This is a genomic window from Parapedobacter sp. 2B3 (assembly GCF_041925275.1).
Taxonomy (GTDB): domain Bacteria; phylum Bacteroidota; class Bacteroidia; order Sphingobacteriales; family Sphingobacteriaceae; genus Parapedobacter; species Parapedobacter pyrenivorans_A.
In genome coordinates, this window is the sequence record NZ_JBHEUZ010000010.1 from 20,357 (window position 1) to 47,040 (window position 26,684).

A 26,684-nucleotide genomic window follows, 5' to 3' on the forward strand; every position below is an offset into this window, starting at 1 on the left:
CTGGGTTAAAAAAACGCTCCCGCACGCACGCGTTGGAGCGGACGGCGGGAAGCGTTGCAAACACATGATCGTTATCGCGCAGCGTTGGCGGTAAGTGCAGCAAGCATCTCGCGCACCATCTCTTCGAGTCCATACCGGGGCTGCCATCCCCAATCGCTCCGTGCTTGGTTGTCGTCGATCTGCTGCGGCCAGCTGTCGGCAATACGTTGGCGGAAATCCGGTTCGTACAGGCAGGCAAATTCCGGCAGGTGCCGTTGAATAGCCGCGGCGAGCTGCTGGGGGGTGAAGCTGAATGCCGCAAAATTGTATGCTGTGCGGATGTTGATCGCTTCGGCCGGGGCCTCCATCAGTTGGAGCGTACCCGCCACCGCATCGGGCATGTACATCATGGGCAGCGCGGTGCCGGCGGCTAGGAAGCAATGGTAGGCTTCGCCCCGCACGGCATGGTGGAAAATATCCACCGCATAATCCGTGGTGCCACCACCCGGCAGCGCCGTGTGGCTGATCAGGCCAGGGTACCGGATGCTGCGTACATCCACACCGTGAACGTGATGGTAATATTGGCACCAGTTCTCTCCGGCCACCTTGCTGATGCCGTATACCGTGCCCGGCTGCGTTACCGTGTGTTGCGGGCAGTGGGTTTTGGGGGCGTGCGCGCCGAAGACGGCGATGCTGCTGGGCCAGAAGACGCGGCATCCGGTTTCACGGGCTACTTCCAACACATTCAATAACCCCTGCATATTGAGGTCCCATGCTTGCTGGGGGCGCTGCTCGCCACTGGCAGAAAGAAACGCGGCTAAATGGTAGATGGTGTGGGCGCCTGTATCCGTAACCAACGCCCGGAGCGCTTCGATATCCATCACGTCGAGCAACCGGAAGCCCGTGCCGGCAACCGCCGGTTGCCGGATATCGGTAGCAATGACGCTATCGGTGCCATATCGCGCACGAAGCGCCGCGGTGAGCTCGGTGCCGAGTTGGCCATTGGCCCCGGTAATGATGATCTGTTGTTGCAGCATACGAAATCCTTTTCAAAAAAACTGCATGGTAGTCGGAAATGCCGGCCACCATGCAGTAACCTAAGTTTAAGTCTTTAATGGGCAACGGACTGCCATCCATGTGTTGTGCCATCTGCATCACAGCCGCACCTCATTGTATAACGTTGCAAAATTCCCCCCATTTCAATAAAAAGACAATGGTTGCTGTCAAATTTCGTTAATTTGACGGTAAATGTGATGAAATTCCATTTTTTTTCTATTTTTGGACGGTTAGCGTGACGGCTGGCCGTTAAAGTAACTGATTGCCCGTTTTGATAGAGCTCGACCCCATAGACATCGAATTGCTGCGCATCCTACAGCGGGATGCCACCTTGTCCAACAAACAACTGTCATCCCAATTGAACAGGTCGGTGGCGGCCATCCAGGAACGGCGGCGCAAGCTCCGCGAGCAGGGATACATCAAACGGGTGGTAGCCATTGTGGATAGGCGGAAGATAGACCGTAGCTTGGTGGCCTTTTCGCACGTGCTGCTCACTTCCCACAGCCGCGAAGTGCTGCTGGGTTTCGAGCGGGATGTATTGGCCTTTGACGAAGTGATGGAATGCATGCAGTTGACCGGTGCATTCGATTTCATTCTCCGCGTTGCCGTACGCGACATGGACGCCTACAACCATTTCCTCCGTGAAAAACTGGCTACCCTGCCCAACATCAGTACCGTGCAAAGTTTCTTCGTGCTGGAAGAAGCCCGGAGCGACACGGCATATCCCTTGCCATAGGGTTGTCATACACGGTGCCTTCCTTTGTTCCATCGTTCTTTTTGTAAACGTTGTGTCATAAGATAACGGATGCAGGGCACTGGCATCATTTTTCGCTTGCTATTTGCCAATTAAACTGTACTTTTGACCGAAATTTAAAAATAGTCAAATGGTAAAAAGATAAAATGAGCATGGTAGACGACAAACGGAATCAAATAATCGAAGCGGCCTTGAAGCGTTTTTCGCATTTCGGTATCGCCAAAACATCGATGAGCGAAGTGGCGGACGACCTGAAACTTTCGAAGGCAAACTTGTATTATTATTTTCCGGATAAGTTCGCGTTGATCGAAGCGATTGCATATCGCATTATCGACGAAAGCGATGCGGCCATCGAAAAGGCATTCGACGAGGCCGAAGGCACGCTGGACCTATTGATCCGGATGCTGGAGATGAAGAAAGCCTATGTTGAAAAATATTATATGCTCATCCTCAATCTCCATGAGATGAACATCCATGAGGAAAAGTGGAAAACACTGGCGGAGCGGTTATTCCAACGGGAAGTGGGAACCATTTCGCGGATTTTTGAGCAGGGGATTGCCCGTAACGAACTTGTAACATTTGACGTGGCTGCTACGTCTGAGTTGTATGTTGCCATGATACGTGGATTGGCCATGTTTTGCGACCATGCCGCCCCGCATGCGCTGATCGATCGGGATGAAATTGCCCGCATATTTGAAAAACAAAAGCAAGCCGCAGCAATCGTTATTAACGGACTCAGAGATAGATGAAACCGAGATGGGCGGCCATCAGCCAATAGAAGAAAAATAAGTAGATGAACTAGTAGTAACATGAATAAGTCAACAATGAACATACGATTAATGATAGCCACGCTATTCGCCGGTTTGGTGGGCGTGCAGGTCGTGTCTGCCCAAGAAGTGATCACCTTAAAAGATGCCCTCCATTACGCGCTTGCCCACAGTGAAGCGGTAAAAAAGGCCCAATTGGACGTGGAGGGTGGCAAACACCAGGTGGCCGAAGTGCGGGCGTCGGCACTGCCGCAGGTGGAAGGTGTGGGCGCCTTGAACTACAACCCGGTTATCGGGAAGCTGGTTTTCGCCGGGCAATCGGTCACCATCGGCCAGCCCTGGGATTCTAACATCGGAGTCCGGTTGAACCAGCAGGTTTTCAACCAGCAGGTTTTCACGGGGCTGAAGGCGGCGAAAGCCACCAGTGCATTTTACGAACTCAGCGCCGACCTGACCGAAGAGCAAGTGATTGAACAGGTGGCGAAAAGCTACTACCAGGTATTGGTAAACCGCGAACAGTTGAATGTGATCGATACCAACCTCAAAAACGTGAGGGTAATCCACGGAATCGTATCGAACCAATACGACAACGGATTGGCCAAGAAAATAGACGTGGACCGGATCAAGGTGAACATCACCAACCTGGAAAACCAACGTGAGGAACTGGTAAACGGTATATCCATGCTGGAAAACCAGTTGAAATATACCATGGGCATGCCCATAGAAACGGCCATCGTATTGCCCGAGACCGAATTGAAGGAAGTGCCTTCGGCACTGGATTTCCCCGACCAGCCCGATCGGATGGACCACTTGGTGGAGCTGAACCTGATGAACAAGCAACTGGAATTGCTCGACCTGCAGTACAAAGCCTATAAAGCGGAATACTACCCCACGCTGGCGCTGGTAAGCAATTACACCTACACGGCGATGTCTGACCAGTTCAACTACCTGTACAGGAGCTCTGCGGACCCCATGGCTGCCCGCTTCGGCTCCATGGCCATCGGCCTGAGCCTGCGTATCCCGATTTTCAACGGGTTTGCTACCCGCGCCCGCATGGGCAAGGCGAAGGTAGACTACCTGAAGGCCGAGCAGGACCTGTGGAACACCAAGCAGTCGCTGAACCTGGCGAACGAGAATGCCAAGATACAATTGCATAACGCACTGAATACCATCCGTTCGCAACGCGAGAACGTGGTGTTGGCACAGGAAGTATACACCAGTACCCAAAACAACTACAACAACGGGCTGGCACCGCTTACGGATCTATTGGACACCGAAAATGCATTGACACAGGCACAGAACAGCTACACGCAGGCCCTACTGAATTACAAGGTAGCCGAAATCCAGCTGAAGAAAGCGAACGGAGACATCAAATCATTAATAAACGAGTAAACATCATCAACACACATATATGAAACGGATCATTATCACCATCATTGTCGTTATTGGCCTACTGAGCCTCATCGGATGGGTATTAACCAATAACAAAAAGGAAAACGAGGCAAAGACGGCCGTCGTTGCCGAAACGGGCGGGGCCACCGTGGTTACCGCCGCCACCGTAAGCAAGCAACCGATTGCACTCGATTTTTCGGCCAACGGCAACTTCGCTGCCAACCAGGACCTGACGCTGCTTTCTGAAATCAGTGGCCGCATTACCCGCATCCTGGTAGACGAGGGTTCGCGCGTGGGTAAGGGACAGGTGTTGGCATTGGTAGACCCTGAAATCCTCACCTTGGATAAGCAAACGGCCGAAGACGCGCTCCAAAAGCTGAAAACCGACCACGAACGGTACCGGAGTTCCTTTGAAACCGGTGGCGTTACCCGGGCCCAATTGGACGAAATCGAATTGCAGCTCCGCAATGCCGAGGTGCGTTTGCAGCAAGCCAATCGCCGGGTGGCAGATGCCACGGTGAAGTCGCCGATCAGCGGTGTCATCAACCGCCGCGACATCGAAGTGGGGGCCTACCTCTCGCCGGGCACCGAACTTTTTGAAATCGTGGACCTATCGCAATTGAAATTGCAGGTAACGGCCAATGAGACGCAGGTGGTTAACCTGAAAGTGGGCGACAAGGTCGATGTGACGAGTACCGTATTCCCGGCAGCGGAATTTACGGGCACGGTACGTTTCATCGCCGCCAAAGCCGACAATACGCTCAACTATCCGGTAGAGATCGTGATCGAGAACAGCCGCGCCTCCGAATTGCGTGCGGGCATGTATGGTACGGCCCATTTCAAGTTTCCGCAAACCGATCCAGCCATACTGGTACCGCGCGGTGCATTTGTGGGGGGCGTGAACAGCAACCAGGTTTATGTACTCGGCACGGACAGCACGGCGGTGATACGCAAGGTGGTTGCCGGAAGGATCCTGGGCGAACAGGTTGAAATCATCAAGGGGCTTGAAGAAGGTGAAACCGTGATCACAAGCGGCCAGATCAACCTCGTAGACGGCGCCAAGGTTGCCGCGCAGGTCGATTGAACCCAAGGATAGCGAATACAATACCCCTTATCTCATATCTCATATCTCATATCTCATATCTTAACTCATGAAGATAGCAGAAATATCGATAAAACGCCCCTCCATCGTCATCGTGGTATTCACCGCATTGACCCTGCTGGGCATCATGAGCTATTTCTCGTTGAACTACGAGCTGCTCCCTAAATTTACCCCGAGTGTGGTATCTATCACCACGATATACCCGGGTGCATCGCCCAGCGAGGTGGAAAACACCGTGACCAAGAAAATAGAAGACGCGGTGGCTTCGCTGGAGAATATCAAGAAACTCGACGCCACGTCGTTCGAAAGCCTTTCGCTGGTGATCATCGAGTTGAACAGCGGCACGGACGTGGACTATGCGCTCAACGATGCCCAACGGAAGGTGAACGCCATCCTTTCCGAGTTGCCGGATGATGCGGAAGCGCCGTCGCTGGCCAAGTTCTCGATGGACGATTTGCCCATCCTTTCGCTTGCCGCCACCGGCGACATGGACGGCGCGGCATTTTACGACCTCGTAGACAAGCGGATACAGCCGGTCTTGTCGCGGGTGCCGGGTGTTGCCCAGGTAAACCTCATCGGCGGCCAGGAACGCGAAATCCAGGTCAGTATCGACGCATCCAGATTGGAAGGCTATGGGTTGTCCATCCTACAGGTGCAGCAGGCGATCCTCACCTCCAACCTTGATTTCCCCACGGGAAGCGTAAAAACGCAAAACCAGGATATCCTGGTACGGTTGGCAGGTAAATATAAGTCGGTGGATGAACTGCGCAACCTCGTGGTCGCTACCACGCCGATGGGCGGACAGGTACGCATCGGTGATATCGCCGACGTGCAGGACACACAGAAAGATGTTGAAAAAATTGCCCGCGTGAACCGGCAAAGCGCCCTGCTTTTGCAGGTATTGAAGCAGTCTGACGCCAATGCGGTGGAAGTGAGCCGGGGTACCCAGCAATCGATCGACGCATTGATGGACACCTATCAGGCGGAAGGCTTGAAAATCGATGTAGCCAACGACAGCTCCACCTATACACTCGAATCGGCCAACGCCGTTATATTCGATTTGTTCCTGGCGGTGGTGTTGGTGGCGGTGGTGATGCTTTTCTTCCTGCATAGCATCCGTAATGCGGTGATCGTGATGGTGGCCATCCCCGCGTCGCTCATCGCTACGTTCATCGGCATCAGCCTTTTTGGCTATACGCTCAACCTGATGTCGCTGCTCGGTTTGTCGCTCGTGGTGGGTATCCTCGTTGACGACGCCATCGTGGTGATCGAAAACATATACCGACACATGGAAATGGGCAAGAATAAGGTGCGGGCCTCTTTCGATGCAGCGAAGGAAATCGGGTTTACCGTGATATCCATTACACTGGTTATCGTGGTGGTGTTTCTACCCATTGCCATCAGTACGGGGATGGTATCCGATATCCTACGCGAGTTTTGCGTGGTCGTGGTCATCGCCACCCTGCTCAGTTTGGTGGCGTCATTTACCATTGTGCCGCTGCTCACTTCGCGGTTCGGTAAACTGGACCGGGTGTCTGACAAGAATATTTTCGGCCGGTTCATCCTTTGGTTTGAAAACCAACTGCACCGCTTTACCCGCTGGGTAACAGGGGTGCTGAAATGGTCGCTCAACCATAAATTCATCACGCTGGCGGCCGTAACCCTTATGCTATTCGCGTCCTTCGGCTTATTGGCAGGCGGCTATATTGGTGGTGAGTTCTTTGCGCAGGGCGACCGCGGGGAGTTCCTGGTGCAGATAGAGATGCCCAAGGACGCTTCCATCGAACAGACCAACCAGATGACGCAGAAGGCGGAGGAATTTCTGGCCACCAAACCGGAAGTGGTATCGGTGATTACCACGGTGGGGCAGTCAAACGATGGTTTCGTGGGGACACAGGCCACGGCCTATAAAGCAGAGCTTACCGTAAAACTCGTTGGTGGCGAAGAGCGTGCCGACCCGAGTAACATCTACGCCGCGAAGTTGAAGCGCGAAATGGAAAAAGTACTGGTGGGGGCGAAAGTAAAGACGGTGCCCATCAGCATTGTCGGCTTCGCCGAGCAGGCACCCCTGGAAATGGTCGTCATTGGCTCTGACCTGGACAGTGTGCTTACCTACGCCGAAGGGATATTGGAACTTGTGCGCAGGATCCCGGGTACGTCGGAGGCCAAACTTTCGGTAGAGAGCGGTACGCCGGAGATTACGGTGGAAGTGGACCGCGACAAGATGGCTGCACTGGGTTTGAACCTCCAGACCGTGGGGGCTACCATGCAGACCGCATTCAGCGGAAATACAGACGGTAAATTCCGTTCGGGCGAGTACGAGTACGACATCAACATCCGCTTCGACGATTATGACCGTAAAAATGTAGACGACGTTAGCAACCTGCCGTTCACGAACGACAAGGGACAGCTGGTGCGCCTATCGCAGTTTGCCAGCATCCACGAAGGGTCGGGGCCGAGCCAGCTGGAGCGGCGCGACAAAAGTACGTCCGTTAAAGTGCAGTCGCAGGTGGTGGGCCGCCCGGTCAGCGCCATTGCGGCCGATTTGGAATCCCAGCTCGACGAAGTCCATGCGCCCAGCGGCGTAAGCTACGTATGGAGCGGCGATATGGAACAGCAGTCCGAAGGGTTCGGTACCTTGGGTATTGCGTTGCTCAGCTCCATTTTGCTGGTCTACTTCATCATGGTAGCGCTGTATGATAGTTTTGTGTATCCGTTTGTGGTGATGTTCTCCATCCCACTGTCGATTATCGGCGCCTTGCTGGCATTGGCCCTTACCAACAATACCTTGAACATATTTACCATCCTCGGCTTGATCATGCTGATCGGGCTGGTCGCCAAGAACGCCATCATCCTCGTGGATTTCACCAACCACCTCAAGGCGGAAGGCAAATCCACGCGCGAGGCGCTGATCCTGGCCAACCAGGCACGGTTGCGCCCTATCCTCATGACCACCATCGCCATGGTGTTCGGGATGCTGCCCATCGCCTTGGCCACCGGTCCGAGTGCAGAGTGGAAAAACGGACTGGCATGGGTCATCATCGGTGGCCTCGTCAGCTCCCTGTTCCTTACGCTGATCGTTGTGCCGGTGATCTACCAGATCATGGACAACATCCTGCACCGGTTCGGGCTGGATAAGAAAGGCCAGCCTATCGAGGAATTGATGGTGGAAGACTACGTGCACAAAGAAGTGAAAGAATACGAAGAGGAAGCTGTATAACAGTTCAACTCAACGTCCCGGGTGTCCGCATCCGGGACGTTTTCTTTGGGTGTGCTGGCTTGCGTATGTAAGCGGGGTTGCCTAAGTTTGCGCACACACATATTGCACACATAACATGAAACCATTATTAAAACGCTTTGAAGAAAAGCGGCCTGAAATTGTCTTTGAATGGAAAGACCCCGAGACGGAGGCGGAAGGGTGGGTGGTGATCAACTCCCTGCGGGGCGGGGCTGCCGGCGGCGGCACGCGCATGCGTGCAGGGTTGGACCGCAACGAAGTTGAATCACTGGCCAAAACCATGGAGGTGAAATTTACCGTTTCGGGTCCGCCCATTGGTGGCGCCAAGTCGGGCATCAACTTCAATCCCGCCGATCCACGCAAATGGGGCGTGCTGGAACGGTGGTATAAAGTGGTTACCCCGTTGCTGAAGAACTACTACGGCACGGGTGGCGACCTCAATGTGGATGAAATCCACGATGTCATCCCCATTACCGAGAACTATGGCCTTTGGCACCCACAAGAGGGTGTGCTTAGCGGGCATTTCAACGTACCCGAGAACCAGCGTATCCACCAAATCGGACAGCTGCGCTACGGCGTATCGAAAGTATTGGAGGATCTTGCCTATACGCCCGACCTGCGGCGTAAATATAAGGTAGCCGACATGGTTACGGGATATGGGGTGGCCGAGTCGATCCGGCATTACTACGCACTTTTCGATGGCGAGGTGGTGGGCAAACGCGCCATCATCCAAGGGTGGGGCAATGTTGCGGCTGCCGCAGGGTATTACCTCGCGCAGATGGGCGTCAAAATCATTGGGATTATCGACCGCGACGGAGGAGTGGTCAACGAAACGGGGTTCGACGCGGAAGCCGTACGGCAGCTGTATCTCAACCGCAAGGGAAATCGCCTGCACGCAGACGGTATGCGGCCGTTTGATGTGCTCAACGCCACGATATGGGACCTCCGCGCGGATATCTTTGTCCCCGCCGCCGCATCGCGGCTGGTATCGAAAGAGCATGTGGCCCGTTTGGTGGCCAACGGATTGGAAGTCATCTCGTCGGGAGCGAATGTGCCCTTTACGGACCGCGAAATCTTTTATGGTCCGGTAATGGAATACGTAGACGGGCAACTGTCGCTGATCCCCGACTTTATTGCCAACTGTGGGATGGCCCGGGTGTTTGCCTACCTCATGCAGCGCAACGTGGAAATGAGTGATGACGCCATTTTCTCGGACGTATCCGCCGTTATCCACCGGGCGTTGCAGGCCATCCGCAACCTGTCGCCCGCTAAAACCAACATCACGTCGCGTGCCTATGAAATTGCGTTGCGTGAGTTGGTGTAATCACAGCTAATTCTGTATCTTTACACACTTGAAAGGAACGATTCACCATGAAGCAATACCTCGATTTGATGCGCCATGTGTACGAAAAAGGCGTGTATAAACACGATCGTACAGGTACGGGTACCCGCAGTGTATTTGGCCATCAGATGCGTTTCGACCTGAAGGCCGGATTCCCATTGGTAACTACCAAAAAGGTGCACCTGCGCTCCATCATCCACGAGCTGATCTGGTTCCTCCGTGGCGATACGAATATCGGCTACCTGAAGGAAAACGGCGTGAGCATCTGGGATGAATGGGCAGACGAAGCGGGCAACTTGGGCCCTGTATACGGATCGCAGTGGCGGTCGTGGCCCACACCGGGCGGCGGGCACATCGATCAGATCGGAAAGGTGGTGCAGCAGCTCAAAACCAATCCCGATTCGCGCCGCATCATCGTATCTGCATGGAACGTTGCCGAAATCGAGCACATGGCATTGCCGCCATGCCATGCATTTTTCCAGTTTTACGTGGCACCGGCCGACCCGGATAAAGGCTTGTCGAAACCGCAGCTTTCCTGCCAGCTTTACCAGCGTAGCGCAGATATTTTCTTGGGCGTTCCGTTCAACATCGCTTCTTACGCGTTGCTGACCATGATGATGGCTCAGGTATGTGGCATGGAAGCCGCCGATTTCGTACATACGTTTGGCGATGCCCACCTGTACAGCAACCATTTCGAGCAGGTGGAACTCCAATTGAGCCGGGCACCCCGGCCGTTGCCGACCCTGACGATAAACCCGGCGGTAACGGATCTGTTCGGCTTCCGGTACGAAGATTTCGAGCTAACGGACTATGATCCTTATCCACGTATCAAAGCACCGGTAGCGGTATAACCCCGGCCACTATGGAGCGACCCCTCGTATCGGCCATTGTGGCGGCCGCAGAAAACAATGCCATCGGCAAGGACAACCAACTGCTGTGGCACCTGCCCAACGACCTGCGTTTCTTTAAACGTACCACCACGGGACATCCCGTCATCATGGGCCGCAAAACGTACGAATCGGTCGGCAAGCCGCTGCCCAACCGCCGCAATATCATCATTACCCGGCAGGCCGCATATGCCGTGGAAGGAGCCGATGTGGTCCATTCGCTCGCGGCCGCCCTCGAAAGCTGTGCAGGCGAACAGGAAGTATTCGTAGTGGGGGGAGCGGAAATATACCAACAGGCACTCCCTGTTACAGACCGCATCTACCTTACCCGTGTGCACGCTGCATTGCCGGGAGATAGCTTTTTCCCCGAACTGGATGAACGAGAATGGAGGTCGGTTTCTGAAGAAAGCCACCCTGCAGACGAACGGCATGCTTATGGCTATACCTTCGGGATTTACGAGCGGCGATAAGTCGGTTTTTACAAATCAAATGTGTATTTTTATCCCATGACACACGCTGCCGATACCGGAAAAGGGCGGCCACTCGGGGGGTGGTTCTTTTTTGCGTTTAAGCTGGTACTATGGACAGCCATTGCCTATTCGTTTGCGGCAGATGCCGAGGTATATAGCCAACAGCCGCGATTGGCCGGCGTTGCGTACGGCGTAAACACGTTCCTTACGGGGAGCATCCTCATCGCCATCGGCCGGTTTATCCTGATTGCCATTTACCGGCGCCGCAACAAGAAAAACAACCGCGTACGCGGCAATTACATATTGGGGATCAACCAGATCGCTACTTTGCTGAATGTGGTGTTTGCCGTCTTGGGGCTGATGATTGCCTTCGGTATCAACCCGAAGGAGTTTTTAACCAGCATCACCATCGTCGCCATGGCCATTGCCCTGCTATTCCGCGACTACATCACCAATATGATCAGTGGGCTGTTGATTATGTTTTCCGATCAATTCACCATTGGCGACACCGTACGCATAGGGGAGCACCAGGGCAAGATCATGGACATCACGTTGGCCAACATTATGGTGAAGAACGACGACGACGACGTGGTGCTGATTCCGAACAATACGGCATTTACCACCAATATCATCAACCAGTCGTTGCAGAATTCCAGGAAACTGACGATTGAGTTTGAACTGCCATTGGCAAGCTCCCGCCGGAACAAGGCGTTGGAAAATGATATGCGCAAGGCGTTGGAACAGTACGGCAATGCGATTGTGCCGGGCAGTTTCCAGCTGCGTGTGGTAGGCATCGGCAAGGATGCCGTACAATATAAACTGCAGTTTTCGACCGCCAAGAAAGACACCCAGCTGCGGCGGACACTGCGCAACGACCTCTACCAGCACATTATCTCATTTGAAGCCTCCCTTTAGACCTTCCTCACTTTGACACTTTTCACAAAGTGGTGGCTGCCTTTTTCCAGGATCAGGTCTGCGCGGAACCGCGTGGGCAGGATGTTTTTCAACAGATTTGGCTTGTTGATTTCGTTCCATATACCGGCAGCGGTTTCGGCACTCTGTTTCTCGTCGAGGTCGGCGTACCGATGGAAATAAGAGTCAGCCCGCTGGAAGGCGGTTTTACGGAGCCACTCGAACCGCTTGGTGTACCACTCCTGCAGGTTTTCGGGCGACGCATCTACGTAGATGGAATAGTCGAAGAAGTCCGATACGAATACGCGCGGCCCGCGATGCTTTCCTTTGACGTTTACCTGGAGCACGTTGATCCCCTCCACGATAAGGATGTCTGGCTGTGCCACCCACTGCAGCTGGTCGGGCACGATGTCGTAGACCAGATGGGAGTATACGGGTGCCGAAACCGCCTCCTTGCCCGATTTGATGTCTGACAGGAATCCCAGCAACCGTCGTGCATCGTAGCTTTCGGGGAATCCTTTGCGGTTCAGGATGCCTTTCGATTCCAAATAGCTGTTTGGGTAGAGGAAACCATCCGTGGTGATCAATTCCACCTTCGGGTTTCCGGGTGCGAGTGACAGTACCTTTTGCAATACACGTGCCGTGGTGCTTTTACCTGCCGCCACGCTCCCCGCGATACCGATGATGAAGGGCAGCTGCTTGGAATGGTTGTCAAAAAATGAATTGGTATACCCGTGCAGCTGCCGGTAACTATCGATATGCAGGCGCAATAGGTGGCTTAGGGGGAAATAGACCTCTTCGATTTCCTGCATGGTGAGCGGCTCATTCAGCGCGTTGAGTTTCTGGATATCTTCGTCGGCCAGTACGTAGTGGGGGTGCCCGTTGAGTGTTTTCCACGTATCGCGCGTTACATGGCGAAAGGGGGAATATGTGATACCGTTGTCCGTTTTGACCATGCCGGTGGGGTTGGTGAAGCCGCAAAATTAATTAAAAAGTGTATTACTCAAGCACGAAGTAGCATAATTGTGCTCCTGCGGCCGTTTCAGCGGAGACCTTTCAGTATCAATTCGCCCGTAGCCGGATTGGTTGCCAACGGTACATCATATACATCGCACACGCGCATCAACATCTGGATATCGGGTTCGTGCGCGTGCTTGCCGAGCGGATCGCGGAAGAAGATAATGGCATCGATTTTCCCTTCGGCGGCCATTGCGGCGATTTGCGCATCACCACCTTTGGGGCCGCTCAGCTTCAACTCTACTTCCAGTCCCGTCTGCCGGATATAGGCGCCCGTGGTGCCCGTGGCGACAAGTTTCAGGTCGTTCAATAATGTGAAGTGGTCCTTTACGAAAGCTACCATCTCCGGCTTTTTGCCATCGTGCGCAATAAGCGCGATTGTTTGTTGTTGCATCAGTTGATTGTGTTGTTTTATTGCTTCTTATAAGGCGGGTTGCACCGAATCGTCATTTCGTCGATAAAAACCGCCAGGGGCTTTTGGGTTGGGAGTCGTCTCTTTCCTTCACCAGCCAAGCGACCAGTTGGTTGAGCAGTTCGTCGTTTTCGCTGACCATGCGGTCGCCCAACGCAATCAGTTTTTGGATATTGTTGGGGCTAGCCGCATCGAGCGCCTCTTGGATGCTGTGCAGGTTTTTCGGCTCTATGCGGACATATTGTTGTTTCTTGCCCGCCGACCGATACAATTGCTGGAGGAAGAAATCGCTGCTTTCAGCGGCCCCGCTCATCATGATATCGATGAGGGCCGGGCCGATGGATATGGCCCTGCTTTTCTTGAAGTGCTCATAGTCATAGGCCTTCCGGGAACGCCCGGTACCCAGTGAAAGGATCGAAATATCGTTGACTTTTGTTTGGTTAAACGCCTTTGTCACTTCCACCAGCGCACTCATCGATGGATTGGGTGCAAATACCCCACCATCGAGGAGCGGATAACGCGTGCCGCTCATCGAACGGATTTCGGCAACACTGAAATACGTCGGAGCGGCCGAAGTGGCCCGGCACACATCGCGGAGGTAGAAATCGCGCGGATCGCCCCGTGTAATGGCGGTCTGCTGCCTGAAGAAATGCGTTTTCCGGAGCTCGATGTTGTAGGCAGTGATGATGCAGGGTTTGAGCAACTGGCTAAGCTTGCATTCGCCGAAGTACGATTCGAGCACATATTCCAGCGTCGTACTTGGGTAGCGTTCACTAAGCAAGCCGAATTTGGCAACCAACCTACGGAAGAAACCAGCCTTGAAGATGTCGCTGCCATGGGACACGTAGATGTCCAATGCCTCCTGAGCGGAATACTTCGGGCGGGAGGGGTTCGTTTCATCGGGACACAACAGCAGGGACGTCAGGATGCCGCCGGTACTGGTGCCGGCGAAAAAATCGAAATAGTCCACTATCGCGGCGCTGGGATCGTTGCTTACGCGCTGCAACCGACGTTCTAACGCCACCAGCAACATGCCGGGTATGATGCCACGGATACCGCCCCCGTCAATCGAAAGGATTTTCTTCATCGTTTGCGCTTTGCCCGTAAACTTAGATAAAGTTGCTTCGAAATACAAAAATTACTAACCTTTTATCGAAGGCGGAATCCACGTACGTACTGGATTAATGGGATGGCGCCAGTTAGTCGGCGCTACTGGCTAGAATAACACGACACTTATTAATCGATATGTGAAATTGAATAAAAACGTCGTTTTTTTTGATAAAAAATGTATTTATGTTTTACTTATTATAAAATAAACACATTTAATCAACATAAATAAACTTACTTATGTTATTAAATTGATTGTTTGAGTATAATTATGACAATTATTAATGTTTTTTTAATAAAAAATTGAATTATTGAAATATTTATACATTTTTGCATGAAATATTATTGTTAAATCATTTAAATTACACGTTTTATTGCTAATTAATCAATTCATGGAGACAAAAAAATCTATTTTACCATTCCTGATGCTGGTGATTGTGGCATTGCTAGCGCTTTTCTTCCCGTCGTTGCCCGTTGAGGGGGAAGGGGAGATAAACGGTGCGGACGTAGCGTGGATGCTTACCTCAACGGCACTCGTATTGATCATGACACCGGGTCTAGCGTTCTTTTATGGCGGTATGGTCAAGAAAAAGAATGTGATATCCACCATGTTCCAGAGCTTTATTTGCATGGCGGTGGTCGCGGTCATATGGGTGGTATTCGGCTTCAGTTTGGTGTTCGGCGAATCGATCGGCGGTGTGATCGGTAACCCGGCGACGTATTTTATGTTTGAAGGCGTCGTTGGCGGTCCGAATTGGCCGGGCGCGCCCACCATTCCCTTTGCGTTGTTTGCGATGTATCAGTTGAAATTCGCCATCATCACCCCGGCGCTGATTACCGGTGCTTTTGCCGAGCGTATACGGTTTAAATCGTATGTGCTCTTCCTCATCCTGTTTTTCGTGTTCATTTATGCGCCTTTGGCACACGCCACCTGGCATCCCGACGGATTGTTGGCTGGCATGGGCGTGCTTGACTTCGCTGGCGGTACGGTGGTGCACATGTCGGCCGGCGTAACGGCATTGGCATCTGCACTGTACCTCAAACGGGGCAACGATTCAAGTGGTTCCAACCCGGCGCGGATTACCTATGTGATGCTTGGCACGGGATTGCTTTGGTTCGGTTGGTTCGGGTTCAATGCAGGATCGGCATTCGGCGCAAACGGCTTGGCAGCTTCCGCTTTGGCCACTACGAGCGCTGCATCCGGAGCTGCTGCACTCGCCTGGATTTTCTTTGACGCGGCCCGGGGCAAGAAACCGACAGCCATCGGTGTTTGTATCGGGGTGGTTGTCGGGTTGGTTGCCATTACACCGGCGGCTGGCTTCGTAACGGTGAGCCATTCATTGATTATCGGCATTGTTGCCGCTGTCATCAGCCGAATGGTGGTTGAATGGCGTACGCGCTCGGGTGTGGATGATACCCTCGATGTATTCCCGAGCCACGGTGTGGGCGGAATGGTCGGCATGATCCTTACCGGCGTGTTCGCCACCCATACCATCAACGAGGCGGTGTCGACGGATGGATTGTTTTTCGGACAGACAGGGCTGTTTGTTGCCCACCTGATCGGGCTGGTGGGAGCCGTGGCTTTCACATTCATCATGGCGTTCGTACTGCTGAAGGCCACCGATTTGGTGAGCAAGCTCCGGGTTTCCGTGGAAGAAGAGGAGCGGGGGCTGGATGTGACCCAGCACGGGGAAAGTCTCTAAGGCCTAGCTGCTGTTGCAACGGAAAGCTTCGCGTCATATGGTGACGCGAAGCTTTTTTTTGAATATATTCCTGTTTTTGTATCAATTTTGAATGTGTTTTCGAGTATAATTTAAAAAAAAGAACAATTATGTTTCTTTTTGTTTGTTTATTTTTTTGATTAATTACAGCTAACTCTATATTTATTGTGGTAAAACTGATTTATATGTCTATTAATATCATTGAATATTTAATATAATGCATCATATATTATTTTATTTGTATAGTAATTTAATATTTTATGTTTTTTTTTACAAAAAAACTAACATTAAAATTGTTTTATTGAATTTATTATACATATTTGTATTAATTATTGTATTAATCGTAATGATATTTTGTGTTTTTAATTAATTTTTAAGATTTATGGAGTTATTTACTGTTATTATTTCATGTTTTTTCGATGCATTTAGTCTTGCGAGCGCATTTCCGATGCTGTCTGTGATGACTCAAGATGCCGCAGATGCGGGTCCGACCGTTGTGGATGCGATGCTCACCGCCAACAACATTTGGATGATGCTGGCTGCCGCATTGGTTTTCATTATGCACCTGGGGTTTGCCAGTGTTGAGGCTGGTTTTACCCGATCAAAGAACACGGTGAACATTTTGTTCAAGAACACGCTGACCCCGGTAATCGGCGTCGTAACGTATGGGTTGATAGGCTTTGCCCTGATGTACCCCGGCACGTTCAATGGTTTCCTTGGTTTCAGCATGGAGAGCTGGAATGTGATTTGGCTTGCACCGGGCAGTGCTGATGTCAGTGCAGGTTACGCCGATGGCGGCTACACCTTCTGGACCGATTTTTTCTTCCAGGCCATGTTTGCTGCGACTTGTGCAACGATTGTGTCTGGGGCCGTCGCTGAACGAATTAAGCTCAGTGCGTACCTGACTTTCTCCTTGGTGTTTGTGAGTTTGGTCTATCCGGTAATTGGCAGCTGGAAATGGGGCGGTGGCTTTTTGGACGAGATGGGTTTCGTTGATTTCGCCGGTTCTACCCTCGTGCATTCTGTGGGCGGATGGGCTGCACTGGTCGGGATTTGGTTGCTTGGGCCCCGTATCGGAAAATATGATAATGGAAAGACCACCGAAATTGCCGGTCACTCAGTGCCGTTGGCTACCATCGGTGTGTTTTTACTCTGGCTCGGATGGTTTGGTTTCAACGGCGGCTCCGTACTTTCCGCAGATCCAGGGCTTGTTTCGCTGGTACTGACGACCACGATTCTTGGAGCCTGCGGGGGCGCTATCGGTGGCCACTTTACGAGTATGTTCGCAATGAAACGGATCGACTTTGGCATGGTCCTCAACGGAGTTCTGGCCGGGTTGGTGGGGATTACGGCAAGTGCGGACATCATCACGCCGCTCGAAGCGTTGATTATTGGAGCCATCGCCGGGGTTCTCGTGGTGTTTTCGGTGATGTTGTTGGATAAGTTGAAACTAGACGACTGTGTGGGTGCGGTATCCGTGCACCTTACATGTGGGATATGGGGAACCTTAGCTACCGGGATTTTTGGCGAAGGTGCTTCGTTCATGCCGCAATTATATGGCGTTTTGATCTGTGGAGCCGCAGCAGCCGGTGGTGCCTTCGTCATCTTCGGTATATTGAAGATAACCATGGGCTTGCGTGTGAAGCCAGAAATTGAGCAACATGGTCTCGACAGTGAAGAGCACGGTATCCGTGGTTACACCATTTTGATGGAAGATTAATGAGTACGTAAGTACTCCATGAAAATAAATAGCACACATTGAATGACATGCATTAATTAATAAGGTTCAGGGATAACGTACATGTTGGCGTACGTTATCCTCCGAACCGATTGTTCATCGCTTTTCTTAAACTCGTTTGGAAGCCAGTTAAGAACAAGCAACAAATCAACAAATATGAAGAAAATTTTTATTTCAGCAGCCGTTTTACTATCAACTGTTTTCGTGGCAAAGTCACAGGACGAATCACTGACCATCTCAGGTTCGGTCGATGCTTATTATAAATATGATTTCGCTGGTTACAAGGATGCCGATGGCCTGGGAAACATCCCGACGTCCTTTGCCAACGAGCAGAACTCCGTTTCGCTGGGCATGGTCAATGTCATCGTAGGCAAAACGGTGGGGAAGGCCTCCTTTGTGGGTGACGTGTCTTTCGGGCCGCGGGGCGGCTACCAGTCGCTGCTCAACGGTGGCGATGGCAACTCCTTCCACATCCAGAACCTTTACATGAGCTATGCGTTTACCGAAAAGTTTTCCATGACCGCGGGGTTCATGGGTACATTCGTTGGATACGAGATCATTTCGCCCACTGGGAACTTCAACTACTCCACGTCATACCTGTTTTCAGCGGGTCCCTTCCAGAATGCGGGCATCAAGGCGGAATATGCGTTTTCAGACAAGGTAGGCTTGATGGTAGGGTTGTTCAACGATTGGAATGCCTATCAGGATTTCGACGGCGTGTCTGACTTCGGCGCGCAGCTGTCGCTCTCGCCGGTAGCCGGGTGGGATGCCTACATCAATTTCCTCACCGGTAGCACGGGTACCATTGTTGACCTCACTACCGCTTACCAAGTGACCGATGCGTTCAAAGTAGGGCTGAATGCGGCTGACTTTTCCGATGCCGCGGATGGCGATGGCGGCTATTCGGGTGGGGCATTGTACCTCCAATACGGTTTCTCAGACGCCTTTGCCTTGGGCGCAAGGGGAGAGTATTATACCGAAAAAGAAGCGGGCTGGGCCTTTGTGCCGGGTGGTGAGTCGGTTGTCGGCTTTACCCTGTCGGCCAATGTGAAAGCCGGCCCCTTGACGATGATTCCGGAATTTAGGCTTGATAATGGCTCTACTGAGATGTTTATGAAAAGCATGGATATGGATCCAACTAAAAGTGCTTCGCAGTTTTCGCTGGCCTTGGTTTACGCTTTCTAGGAGTTTCGGCTCCTTGATTTGCTGCACACGTGGATGAATGGCCTAACAGGTGTAAAGAACCTGTTAGGTTTTTTTGTATTCGATTTTGTTTTCTTATTTTTATCCCGCAGGCGCCTTTGGACGGGATGCCGGCTTAAGATAAATTAGTTACGTTAACAGGAGACGGGTATGATTAATTTAATGGCAATGCTTATTACAGGAGTAACCGTAGGCTATACTGGCCTATCGACGGACGATATCGGACGTGGTACCAGTGGATTTTCGGTGGACCAACGCGGCAAATTGGTGTTATTGAAGTCGGAAACGTGGCCCGATCAGATCGGATTGGAGGAGGTGCGTGAAACGTTGACCGCTTTTTTAGCGGAGAAAGGGAACGGGATAACGCACGTGGGCACCAACCGCATGGAAAGCGTGGGAAGCATCCGGATGAAGAATCACGCAGGAATTGGGAACCATGTAGCTGGCGATGTGCACTACACACTGGTGATCGAAGACAACGGCTCGGGGTTTACCTATTGGTTTACCGACTTAACATACCAACCTTATCGCAATGACCGCTACGGGAAACTCGTTAAGGCAACCGTTTCGCCCATTCCACTGGAAAATCGGGCAAGCAAAATCAACGCGCATATTTGGCAAAAACAGAAAACCCACGCGTACGAAGCGATCGACGGCTTGGCAGACCAGCTGTTGGCGCAATTGGAAGCGGCGGGGAGGCCCGGAGTGGTCAACACGGGTATGTGATTGCTATCTGTCCGATGGGGAGCCCTCTACCGTTGGCTGGATGCGACGGATGGGCAATTCGATGAGGATGAATGTGCCCTCGTTTTCGCGTCCGTTCACCTCGATGGCGCCGTTGTAATAGGCAATGTTGTTCCGGAGCAACGACATGCCTAGCCCGTCGTTGTTGCGTAGCGTGTTTATGCCCCTGCCATTGTCTTCCATATAAATGGTTATCGAGGATTCCAGTTCCACGAGCTGGATCAATAGATGGGAGGCCCCGGCGTGTTTCACGGTATTATTGATAATTTCCTGTACGATGCGGTACACGGTATGGCAGAAGTTGGCCTCCCAGGTACCCGTGTTGTTGAATCCGTCTATGGCGTCTTCTATGCGTAGGGTGCCGGCCGTGTTGACGGCGTCGACCAATTCCAGGACGGCTGCTTTGAGTCCTTGTTTCTCCAATGCAACGGGCATCAGGATATGGCTGATGTTGCGTACGGTGTCGGCTACATCGCCCAGGAGTTTCTGCGTGGTTCGGAGCTTTTCCCTGCTTGTAGGGGTGGCGCCGGTATCCGTTTCCAACTGGTCTACATTCAAACGGGCGATGGAGAGCAGTGCGCCGACTTCATCATGCAGCCTGTCGGCGATTTTCTTGCGTTCCTTCTCCTCGGCATTGCGCAGGGCCTGGGCAGTGTCTAGCCGATGTTTCGTAGCCAATTGCCTTACCTCGGACCGGTGGCGTTCATTCAGCTGCCGGCGGCGAAGTAAGATGATGGCCGATAGGGCCGCGAGTAACAATATGATCGCGATGGCGACGATGAGCAGGGTGCGGCGCTTTTGGAGCGCTTCTTTGCGCTGGGCTTCCAACAGCAGGTCTTTCTTGTCGAGTTGGTATTGGTTTTCGGCTTTGAGGATAGCCACCCGTTCGTTTTCGGTGAGGCGCTGTTGAAATAATTGGCCAAAAAGCGTTTGGTAATGGAATGCCGATCGATAATCCCCCTTTTTTTCACCCAGGTCGCGGAGGTATCCGTAAAGCGTCATCAGGTTATCGGTATGCGCCGTCGTATCGGTTTGTCGCAAGGTTTCCGCATACAAGTGTTCCGCTCGCGCCAGATCACCGCTTTCAAAATACACCCGCCCCAGCACCGTCCGGGTAATGTTCAGGTCGCCAGTACCGCCACCGGCTTCGGCGTAATCGAGCGCGCGCTCCAAATGTTGCCGGGCCAAGTCCAGTTCCCCCGCATTCCGAAGGCTATTGCCGTAATTGTGGTGGGCCAACCGGAGCAGACGCTCGTTGGAGATGGAATCCGCTAGCTGGATGGCTTCTTCATAAAGTTGGTAGGCGGTATCCCGTTGATCCTTGCTGAAGTAAATGGTTGCCATATTCACCAAGGTGTTGGCTGTGGCAACGGGTATGTGGGCGGCCCTTGAGATCGCCAGCGATTTCCGGAAGTATTCGAGCGCCTTGTCGTCTTCCGCCGCGGAGCGGAGGACCACCGCTACATTGTTGAACGATTGCTGCAGCCCGATGCTGTCGCCCAGTTCTTCCCGGATCCGTATGGCTGCCAGATTCATATCCACCGCTTCTTCAAAACGTTGCAACTTCGTGAGAGTGGAAGCCTTATTCATATAGAGGTTTACCAGCATGCGGTCTTCGGCATGGGTGGGTATCAAGCTATCTCGGTAGGCCAACCCTTTGTCGAAATAGGCCAACGATTGCTGTAGGCTATCGAGCGTACGGCAGATGATACCGAGTAGGTTATACAGGCTGGTTAGTCGGCGGATATCGGGGTGCGGGAAAGTTGACTCAATGGCCAGTGCTTCGCGGGCGGATTGTTCCGCGCGCAGGTGGTTCCCCGATATGGAAAAATCACGGGCTTGGTTGCTCAGCAGCTTCACCTTGCCTTCCAGGTCGCCGACACTGTCTGCGAGGGAAATGCCGAGGGAATCGTATCGGAGTGCCTGCGGAAATTGCTGGCGCTTGAAATGGATATCACCCAATAGCAGGTGGGCGCGGACGAGCCCTTTGTAGTCGGCTTCCTTCCTGAACAAATCGGAAGCTTCATCGATATGGTGCATCGCATCGTCGAACGCGGCGCGTGGAAGGCGATTTGCCAGATTGAGCAGCGCAGTACCCTTTTTAGAGGGGTCGCGCTCATCGCGGACAGCGGCTTTGAGGCTATCCAGCTCTTGCTTCGACGCTTGCTGCGTATAGGCCGGGCCATAGCCGAAAAGAAGGATCAGCAACAAAAAAGATAGACGGCGCACCTGATGGGTCATAGGTTGTTCGATTTTAATTTGATTACACCTGGATCAATTGACAATATATAATGGTGGTTAAATGTAAAACATCGCGCTGACAAAACAAACGTAATGTGATTGGAAAGGGAAAAAAATACCCACTAGTCGGTATTTTTCAATGAATAGAAGCAAACGTTGCCATATTGTCCTGCCATCCTGACGCTAAGGCCTTATTGGAACGTATATTGTTTAAGTTGCCGCGTTAGCTAGTAATTTACAATTAATCGTGGCAGCTTCATCACCGAAAAAAAAGACAAATTTAATAAGATGAAAAAAGAAAAAGGCAATATCTCCATCCATACCGAGAATATTTTTCCGGTAATCAAGAAATTCCTGTATTCCGATAATGAGATTTTCCTCCGCGAGTTGGTATCCAATGCCGTCGATGCCACCCAGAAAATCAAAAGGTTAGCCTCCCTGGGCCAGTACGAAGGAGAACTGGGCGATGTGACCATCGACGTAGCCTTCGATGAAAAAGCCAAGACCATCACCATCTCAGACCGCGGTATCGGGATGACGGGCGAGGAAGTTAAGAAATACATCAACCAGATTGCATTTTCGGGTGCTACAGAGTTTGTTGAGAAGTTCAAAGAGGCCAAAGATGCCAACGAGATCATCGGCCGTTTCGGACTTGGCTTCTATTCCGCATTTATGGTGGCGGAGAAAGTGGAAATCCAGACGCTTTCTTACCAAGAGGGCGCCGAACCTGCCCGTTGGATTTGCGACGGCAGTACGTCGTACGAGCTTTCCACGGGAAACCGAACTGAGCGCGGCACGGACATCATCCTGCACATCAACAGCGATTCGGAGGAATTCCTTGAGAAGAGCAAGTTGGCGGATATTCTGGAAAAGTACGGTAAATTCCTGCCCGTACCGATCCGCTTTGGCACGCGTACCACCAGCGAGCCCGATGGGGAAGATGACGAGGGCAAGCCGAAGTACAAATCGGTAGAGGTAGACAACATCATCAACAACACCCATCCGGCCTGGACGAAATCGCCTTCCGAGCTGAAAGACGAAGACTACCTGGCATTTTACCGCGAGCTGTACCCATACTCCATGGATGAGCCCCTGTTTTGGATCCACCTCAATGTAGATTATCCGTTCAACCTGACCGGCATCCTGTATTTCCCCAAACTGAAAGAGAACTTCGAGGTGCAGAAAAATAAAATCAAGCTCTATTCGCGCCAGGTGTTCATCACCGACGAGGTGAAGGATATCGTGCCTGAGTTTTTGATGTTGCTGCACGGGGTGATCGACTCGCCGGATATCCCGCTCAACGTGTCGCGAAGCTTCTTGCAGGCCGATAGCAATGTGAAGAAAATCAACGCCCACATCACCAAGAAGGTGGCCGATAAACTTGCTGAATTGTATAAGACCGACCGCAAAGGGTTTGAGGAAAAATGGAAAGACATCAGCCTTTTCGTCAAATATGGTATGCTGAGCGACGACAAGTTCGCCGAGAAGGCGAACGATTTCTGCTTGGTGAAAAATACGGATGGAGATGTGTACACGCTCAAGGAATATGCTGAGAAGGTGAAGGACATCCAGCAAGACAAAGATGGCAACGTGGTGTATCTGTATACCAACGATGCTGCTCAGCAGGACGGATATATCGCCACGGCCAAGGACAGGGGGTATGATGTGCTGGTGATGGATTCGCCGATCGACAGCCATTTCGTGGCCTATCTGGAGCAAAAAGCCGAGAAGACACAGCTTAAGCGCGTGGATGCCGATATTATTGACAAGTTGATCCAAAAAGACGATGCCAAGGAGTTGCAGCTAAGTGAAGAAGAAAGCAAGGCGGTGGCCTCCCTTTTCGAGAAAGCCATCAGCCGCGATAACATGAAAGTAGAAGTGGAGGCACTCAATGAGCAGGAGCTACCGGTTACCGTGACCATCGACGAATTTATGAGGCGGATGAAAGATATGGCCCAAACCGGGGGCGGCATGAATTTCTACGGTTCCATGCCCGATAATTACAAGGTGACCGTCAATGGTAACCACCCCTTGATTAAGCGGGTCCTTTCATCGGAAAATGAAGAGGAGCAACAGCAGCTTGCTAAGCAAGCCTTTGATCTGGCATTGCTGTCGCGCGGATTACTGACTGGAAATGAGCTGACGAATTTCGTGAAGCGCAGTGTAAGCCTGATCGGCTGATTGTTTTTTTCAAATTTGTTGTTGGATTGTTGTTTAATTGCTACTTTTGCAATCCAATAACACGGTAGGTATAGCTCAGTTGGTTAGAGCGCCTGATTGTGGTTCAGGAGGTCGTCGGTTCGAGCCCGATTACTTACCCGGTTAATAAAAAAGCACTTGCATTTGTGAGTGCTTTTTTTGTGTTTACGATCGCCGTTGATACCTTAACACGACACCGCCATTAACCAGTTGCTGGGTATCGGTAAGGGTCAGGTTTTCGTAAGCCATCCCTTTCTTGAAAAGCGGCTTTCCGCTACCCAGTAACACCGGGGCAATACCAATCCGGTACTCGTCAAACAGGTGGTGGTTGATCAACGTTTCGGAAAGATCTGCACTGCCAAACACATACATATCCCCATCGCCTTCGGTTTTCCGTTTGGAAATCTCGGCGGCGGCATCTGTCTTGATCAGGGTCGTGTTGTTCCAGTCGGCCGATGTCAAGGTCCGGGAGAAAACCAGCTTGGGTATTTTATTCATCATGTCCGCAATTTCGCCAGTCTCATTTTTCCAATGCGCCGCCATCCCTTCGTACGTTACCCGCCCAAAAACAAGGCAGTCAGCGGCATGCAATTGCTCGATGCTCAATTTCTCGAGCTCCTTACCCCATACCACCTCATGGAACGACAAGTCCCATGGTTTATCGCTCTCGAAGTATCCATCGAGGGTCATGATGTTCCACATGATTAATTTTCGCATATCGTGTCGTTTAATTTAATGATGTTTACAGGTACTAAGTTCGGCAGTTGTTTTCACAAGAATAGGGGCTAAAGCAGACAAACGTTAGGTTAAAACAGACAAGATTTGCTAGGTTTGCGAAAATGGAATCAAATTTACCACGCCCCATATCAGCCGCTACGAGCGATTTTGCAGCATTTACGTTCGACGTTCGTTTTCCGTTCATCATTAACCAGCTCAAAGCCGGCAATCCGCTTTCGCCGGGCCAACAAACCGGGCTTGACGACCTGGCGCAGGAAATCGCGACAGGCGTGGTGCCACCGCGGGAAGACGTGTTTTATCCCGAAGACCGCCTATATTGGCAAACCTTCCTCACTGAGCGTGCCGGAAAGCGGTATATGGATATCCCGTTTTTCGAAGCGGAGGCCTACATCTATTATCGGATTATCCACTTGGTGGATTATAAAGACAGCGGCCTGGATCCGTTCTATTACCTGAAGGTAGATAGCCTCAAACAACATCGAGACTTCGTGAAAGCCGCAGCAAGCAAGCACATGCAGCAATCGCTTGTTTTCGATGCGACCTATTTCATCTCGTTACTGCACGCTGCCCTGTGGGGGAACAGTGCCGATTTGAGCCAGTTGGAAACCAACGATGCATTGGTCGACCCCGCCCTACGGAATAACCTGGTCATCGACGATTCGGCGGCACTTTACGGATGGCTCACCGCCACGCCTACCAAAGAAGTGGATCTCATTGCCGATAATGCCGGGCTGGAACTGCTCGCCGATCTTTTTCTGATCGACTATCTGTTGGCGACGGGGCAGGTATCGCGGATCAATCTGCACTTGAAGGCATATCCCACATTTGTTTCCGATGCAACCATTCCCGATGTGACGGGCCACCTGGAAATTTTACGCAGCTTCTTGCACGGGCCGTTGACGCAGTTCGTAGACCGATTGGAAGACCACCGCACGGGGGGGAGGCTCCGGCTGCTAGACCATCCTTTCTGGAACAGCCCGTGCCATTTTACCAAGCTGTCCCCGGAAATCACGCAGCACTTTAGCAGTAACGCGATGCTGATTTTCAAAGGCGATGCAAACTACAGGAGGCTGTTTGAAGACCGTGAATGGCCATATACGACTCCGATTGATGGTCTGTTGGATTACTTGCACCGCCCTTGTTTTTCCATCCGTACGCTCAAGTCGGAAATTGTCCTGGGGCTAAGCGAGGATAAGCTACGGAGCCTTACCCACGCTGATAAAGACTGGCTTATCAATGGAAAGTATGGGCTTATCATGGGCAACACATCTACCTAACTTCCCGGGATACTACCGACCGGCATGGTCGGCTGCGTGGTACGAAGTGGCGGCTGCGTAGTACTTCTTGTCGGCAGCGTAGGGGCTCGGCCCGCCTGGCTACCCCTAAGCTGCGGCCGCGTAGTGCGTGGATGCGCTTACCTCGCACATGGATGCCGCGGCCTACCCCGTGGAAGTGGCGGCGTAGGGCTACGGAGGCGCTACGTAGTACATGGGCGCGGTAGCGTAGGATCTCGGAAGGGTGCCGTAGCCCGTGAACACCGTGTCTTAATACATGGACGCCGAAGGTTAGTCCATGGGCGCCGCCACGAAGTACGTGGATGCCTGAACGTAGCCCATGGATGTAACATCGTAGTACGTGGGCGCTACAAGTTAGTATGTGGAAGCC

Annotated in this window: 21 protein-coding genes and 1 tRNA gene; 16 read left to right on the forward strand and 6 right to left on the reverse strand. The window is 52.1% G+C overall.

Going from position 1 to position 26,684, the window contains the following annotated elements; genetic code table 11:
• Positions 1-71 precede the first annotated feature (71 nt).
• A complete protein-coding gene (locus ACEVG1_RS12280) occupies positions 72-1,016 on the reverse strand; it encodes an NAD-dependent epimerase/dehydratase family protein (protein ID WP_374743972.1) in 945 nt (314 codons plus the stop codon).
• A gap of 281 nt (positions 1,017-1,297) precedes the next feature.
• On the opposite strand from ACEVG1_RS12280, the gene ACEVG1_RS12285 reads away from it, so the two are divergent.
• The 9 genes from ACEVG1_RS12285 to ACEVG1_RS12325 all read left to right on the forward strand — a co-directional run bounded on the left by ACEVG1_RS12285 (position 1,298) and on the right by ACEVG1_RS12325 (position 11,902).
• Entirely contained in the window at positions 1,298-1,771 is a 474-nt protein-coding gene (locus ACEVG1_RS12285; RefSeq protein ID WP_374743973.1) for an Lrp/AsnC family transcriptional regulator, read from the forward strand.
• Positions 1,772-1,941: 170 nt separating this feature from the next.
• Entirely contained in the window at positions 1,942-2,538 is a 597-nt protein-coding gene (locus ACEVG1_RS12290) for a TetR/AcrR family transcriptional regulator (protein ID WP_374743974.1), read from the forward strand.
• A 75-nt stretch (positions 2,539-2,613) separates the two neighbouring features.
• The gene (locus ACEVG1_RS12295; protein WP_374743975.1) at positions 2,614-3,948 is read left to right on the forward strand and encodes a TolC family protein; all 1,335 of its coding nucleotides are present in this window, start codon (positions 2,614-2,616) and stop codon (positions 3,946-3,948) included.
• Between the two features lie 19 nt (positions 3,949-3,967).
• Entirely contained in the window at positions 3,968-5,032 is a 1,065-nt protein-coding gene (locus ACEVG1_RS12300; protein WP_374743976.1) for an efflux RND transporter periplasmic adaptor subunit, read from the forward strand.
• 67 nt (positions 5,033-5,099) lie between these two features.
• A complete protein-coding gene (locus ACEVG1_RS12305; protein WP_374743977.1) occupies positions 5,100-8,270 on the forward strand; it encodes an efflux RND transporter permease subunit in 3,171 nt (1,056 codons plus the stop codon).
• Between the two features lie 115 nt (positions 8,271-8,385).
• A complete protein-coding gene (locus ACEVG1_RS12310) occupies positions 8,386-9,612 on the forward strand; it encodes a Glu/Leu/Phe/Val dehydrogenase dimerization domain-containing protein (RefSeq protein WP_374743978.1) in 1,227 nt (408 codons plus the stop codon).
• 47 nt (positions 9,613-9,659) lie between these two features.
• Positions 9,660-10,481 carry a thymidylate synthase gene (locus ACEVG1_RS12315; RefSeq protein ID WP_374743979.1) on the forward strand — a complete coding sequence of 274 codons (822 nt, stop codon included), beginning with the start codon at positions 9,660-9,662 and terminating at the stop codon, positions 10,479-10,481.
• Between the two features lie 11 nt (positions 10,482-10,492).
• Positions 10,493-10,987: a dihydrofolate reductase gene (locus tag ACEVG1_RS12320; RefSeq protein ID WP_374743980.1), complete on the forward strand. Its 495-nt coding sequence runs from the start codon at positions 10,493-10,495 to the stop codon at positions 10,985-10,987.
• A gap of 36 nt (positions 10,988-11,023) precedes the next feature.
• Positions 11,024-11,902 carry a mechanosensitive ion channel family protein gene (locus tag ACEVG1_RS12325; protein WP_374743981.1) on the forward strand — a complete coding sequence of 293 codons (879 nt, stop codon included), beginning with the start codon at positions 11,024-11,026 and terminating at the stop codon, positions 11,900-11,902.
• On the opposite strand, the gene coaA is transcribed toward ACEVG1_RS12325, so the two are convergent.
• The 3 genes from coaA to ACEVG1_RS12340 form a co-directional block, all read right to left on the reverse strand.
• Positions 11,899-12,855, reverse strand: coding sequence for a type I pantothenate kinase (gene coaA, locus ACEVG1_RS12330; RefSeq protein ID WP_374743982.1), 957 nt, complete (start codon positions 12,853-12,855; stop codon positions 11,899-11,901). The genes ACEVG1_RS12325 and coaA overlap by 4 nt on opposite strands.
• 86 nt (positions 12,856-12,941) lie before the next feature.
• Positions 12,942-13,310, reverse strand: coding sequence for a methylglyoxal synthase (locus ACEVG1_RS12335; protein ID WP_374743983.1), 369 nt, complete (start codon positions 13,308-13,310; stop codon positions 12,942-12,944).
• 52 nt (positions 13,311-13,362) lie between these two features.
• Positions 13,363-14,415 carry a patatin-like phospholipase family protein gene (locus ACEVG1_RS12340; RefSeq protein ID WP_374743984.1) on the reverse strand — a complete coding sequence of 351 codons (1,053 nt, stop codon included), beginning with the start codon at positions 14,413-14,415 and terminating at the stop codon, positions 13,363-13,365.
• Between the two features lie 412 nt (positions 14,416-14,827).
• Between ACEVG1_RS12340 and ACEVG1_RS12345 the strand changes: the two genes are divergently transcribed.
• From ACEVG1_RS12345 to ACEVG1_RS12360, 4 genes are all read left to right on the forward strand, one after another.
• Positions 14,828-16,138, forward strand: coding sequence for an ammonium transporter (locus ACEVG1_RS12345; RefSeq protein ID WP_374743985.1), 1,311 nt, complete (start codon positions 14,828-14,830; stop codon positions 16,136-16,138).
• 478 nt (positions 16,139-16,616) lie between these two features.
• Entirely contained in the window at positions 16,617-17,876 is a 1,260-nt protein-coding gene (locus ACEVG1_RS12350; protein WP_374744161.1) for an ammonium transporter, read from the forward strand.
• A gap of 174 nt (positions 17,877-18,050) precedes the next feature.
• Positions 18,051-19,079 carry an outer membrane beta-barrel protein gene (locus ACEVG1_RS12355; protein WP_374743986.1) on the forward strand — a complete coding sequence of 343 codons (1,029 nt, stop codon included), beginning with the start codon at positions 18,051-18,053 and terminating at the stop codon, positions 19,077-19,079.
• A 186-nt stretch (positions 19,080-19,265) separates the two neighbouring features.
• Complete coding sequence (locus ACEVG1_RS12360; RefSeq protein WP_374743987.1) at positions 19,266-19,823, forward strand: hypothetical protein; 558 nt, start codon at positions 19,266-19,268, stop codon at positions 19,821-19,823.
• A 3-nt stretch (positions 19,824-19,826) separates the two neighbouring features.
• Here ACEVG1_RS12360 and ACEVG1_RS12365 read toward each other — a convergent pair whose 3' ends face one another.
• Complete coding sequence (locus ACEVG1_RS12365; RefSeq protein WP_374743988.1) at positions 19,827-22,082, reverse strand: tetratricopeptide repeat protein; 2,256 nt, start codon at positions 22,080-22,082, stop codon at positions 19,827-19,829.
• A 288-nt stretch (positions 22,083-22,370) separates the two neighbouring features.
• On the opposite strand from ACEVG1_RS12365, the gene htpG reads away from it, so the two are divergent.
• Complete coding sequence (gene htpG / locus ACEVG1_RS12370; protein ID WP_374743989.1) at positions 22,371-24,263, forward strand: molecular chaperone HtpG; 1,893 nt, start codon at positions 22,371-22,373, stop codon at positions 24,261-24,263.
• Positions 24,264-24,327: 64 nt separating this feature from the next.
• Positions 24,328-24,401: transfer RNA gene (locus ACEVG1_RS12375), tRNA-His, on the forward strand.
• A gap of 45 nt (positions 24,402-24,446) precedes the next feature.
• Here the strand turns inward: ACEVG1_RS12375 and ACEVG1_RS12380 are convergent.
• Positions 24,447-24,998 (reverse strand): dihydrofolate reductase family protein, encoded by a 552-nt coding sequence (locus tag ACEVG1_RS12380; protein ID WP_374743990.1) that lies wholly within the window; start codon positions 24,996-24,998, stop codon positions 24,447-24,449.
• Positions 24,999-25,120: 122 nt separating this feature from the next.
• Between ACEVG1_RS12380 and ACEVG1_RS12385 the strand changes: the two genes are divergently transcribed.
• Positions 25,121-26,296 (forward strand): damage-control phosphatase ARMT1 family protein, encoded by a 1,176-nt coding sequence (locus ACEVG1_RS12385; RefSeq protein ID WP_374743991.1) that lies wholly within the window; start codon positions 25,121-25,123, stop codon positions 26,294-26,296.
• Positions 26,297-26,684: the final 388 nt, after the last annotated feature.

What these genes read in the sequence shown, in the direction of transcription:
- ACEVG1_RS12280 (WP_374743972.1), bottom strand. Translation starts at nt 1,016, where the DNA reads ATGCTGCAACAACAGATCATCATTACCGGGGCCAATGGCCAACTCGGC.
- ACEVG1_RS12290 (WP_374743974.1), top strand. Translation starts at nt 1,942, where the DNA reads ATGGTAGACGACAAACGGAATCAAATAATCGAAGCGGCCTTGAAGCGT.
- ACEVG1_RS12295 (WP_374743975.1), top strand. Translation starts at nt 2,614, where the DNA reads ATGAACATACGATTAATGATAGCCACGCTATTCGCCGGTTTGGTGGGC.
- ACEVG1_RS12300 (WP_374743976.1), top strand. Translation starts at nt 3,968, where the DNA reads ATGAAACGGATCATTATCACCATCATTGTCGTTATTGGCCTACTGAGC.
- ACEVG1_RS12305 (WP_374743977.1), top strand. Translation starts at nt 5,100, where the DNA reads ATGAAGATAGCAGAAATATCGATAAAACGCCCCTCCATCGTCATCGTG.
- ACEVG1_RS12310 (WP_374743978.1), top strand. Translation starts at nt 8,386, where the DNA reads ATGAAACCATTATTAAAACGCTTTGAAGAAAAGCGGCCTGAAATTGTC.
- ACEVG1_RS12315 (WP_374743979.1), top strand. Translation starts at nt 9,660, where the DNA reads ATGAAGCAATACCTCGATTTGATGCGCCATGTGTACGAAAAAGGCGTG.
- ACEVG1_RS12320 (WP_374743980.1), top strand. Translation starts at nt 10,493, where the DNA reads ATGGAGCGACCCCTCGTATCGGCCATTGTGGCGGCCGCAGAAAACAAT.
- ACEVG1_RS12325 (WP_374743981.1), top strand. Translation starts at nt 11,024, where the DNA reads ATGACACACGCTGCCGATACCGGAAAAGGGCGGCCACTCGGGGGGTGG.
- coaA (WP_374743982.1), bottom strand. Translation starts at nt 12,855, where the DNA reads ATGGTCAAAACGGACAACGGTATCACATATTCCCCCTTTCGCCATGTA.
- ACEVG1_RS12335 (WP_374743983.1), bottom strand. Translation starts at nt 13,310, where the DNA reads ATGCAACAACAAACAATCGCGCTTATTGCGCACGATGGCAAAAAGCCG.
- ACEVG1_RS12340 (WP_374743984.1), bottom strand. Translation starts at nt 14,415, where the DNA reads ATGAAGAAAATCCTTTCGATTGACGGGGGCGGTATCCGTGGCATCATA.
- ACEVG1_RS12345 (WP_374743985.1), top strand. Translation starts at nt 14,828, where the DNA reads ATGGAGACAAAAAAATCTATTTTACCATTCCTGATGCTGGTGATTGTG.
- ACEVG1_RS12350 (WP_374744161.1), top strand. Translation starts at nt 16,617, where the DNA reads ATGACTCAAGATGCCGCAGATGCGGGTCCGACCGTTGTGGATGCGATG.
- ACEVG1_RS12355 (WP_374743986.1), top strand. Translation starts at nt 18,051, where the DNA reads ATGAAGAAAATTTTTATTTCAGCAGCCGTTTTACTATCAACTGTTTTC.
- ACEVG1_RS12360 (WP_374743987.1), top strand. Translation starts at nt 19,266, where the DNA reads ATGCTTATTACAGGAGTAACCGTAGGCTATACTGGCCTATCGACGGAC.
- ACEVG1_RS12365 (WP_374743988.1), bottom strand. Translation starts at nt 22,082, where the DNA reads ATGACCCATCAGGTGCGCCGTCTATCTTTTTTGTTGCTGATCCTTCTT.
- htpG (WP_374743989.1), top strand. Translation starts at nt 22,371, where the DNA reads ATGAAAAAAGAAAAAGGCAATATCTCCATCCATACCGAGAATATTTTT.
- ACEVG1_RS12380 (WP_374743990.1), bottom strand. Translation starts at nt 24,998, where the DNA reads ATGCGAAAATTAATCATGTGGAACATCATGACCCTCGATGGATACTTC.
- ACEVG1_RS12385 (WP_374743991.1), top strand. Translation starts at nt 25,121, where the DNA reads ATGGAATCAAATTTACCACGCCCCATATCAGCCGCTACGAGCGATTTT.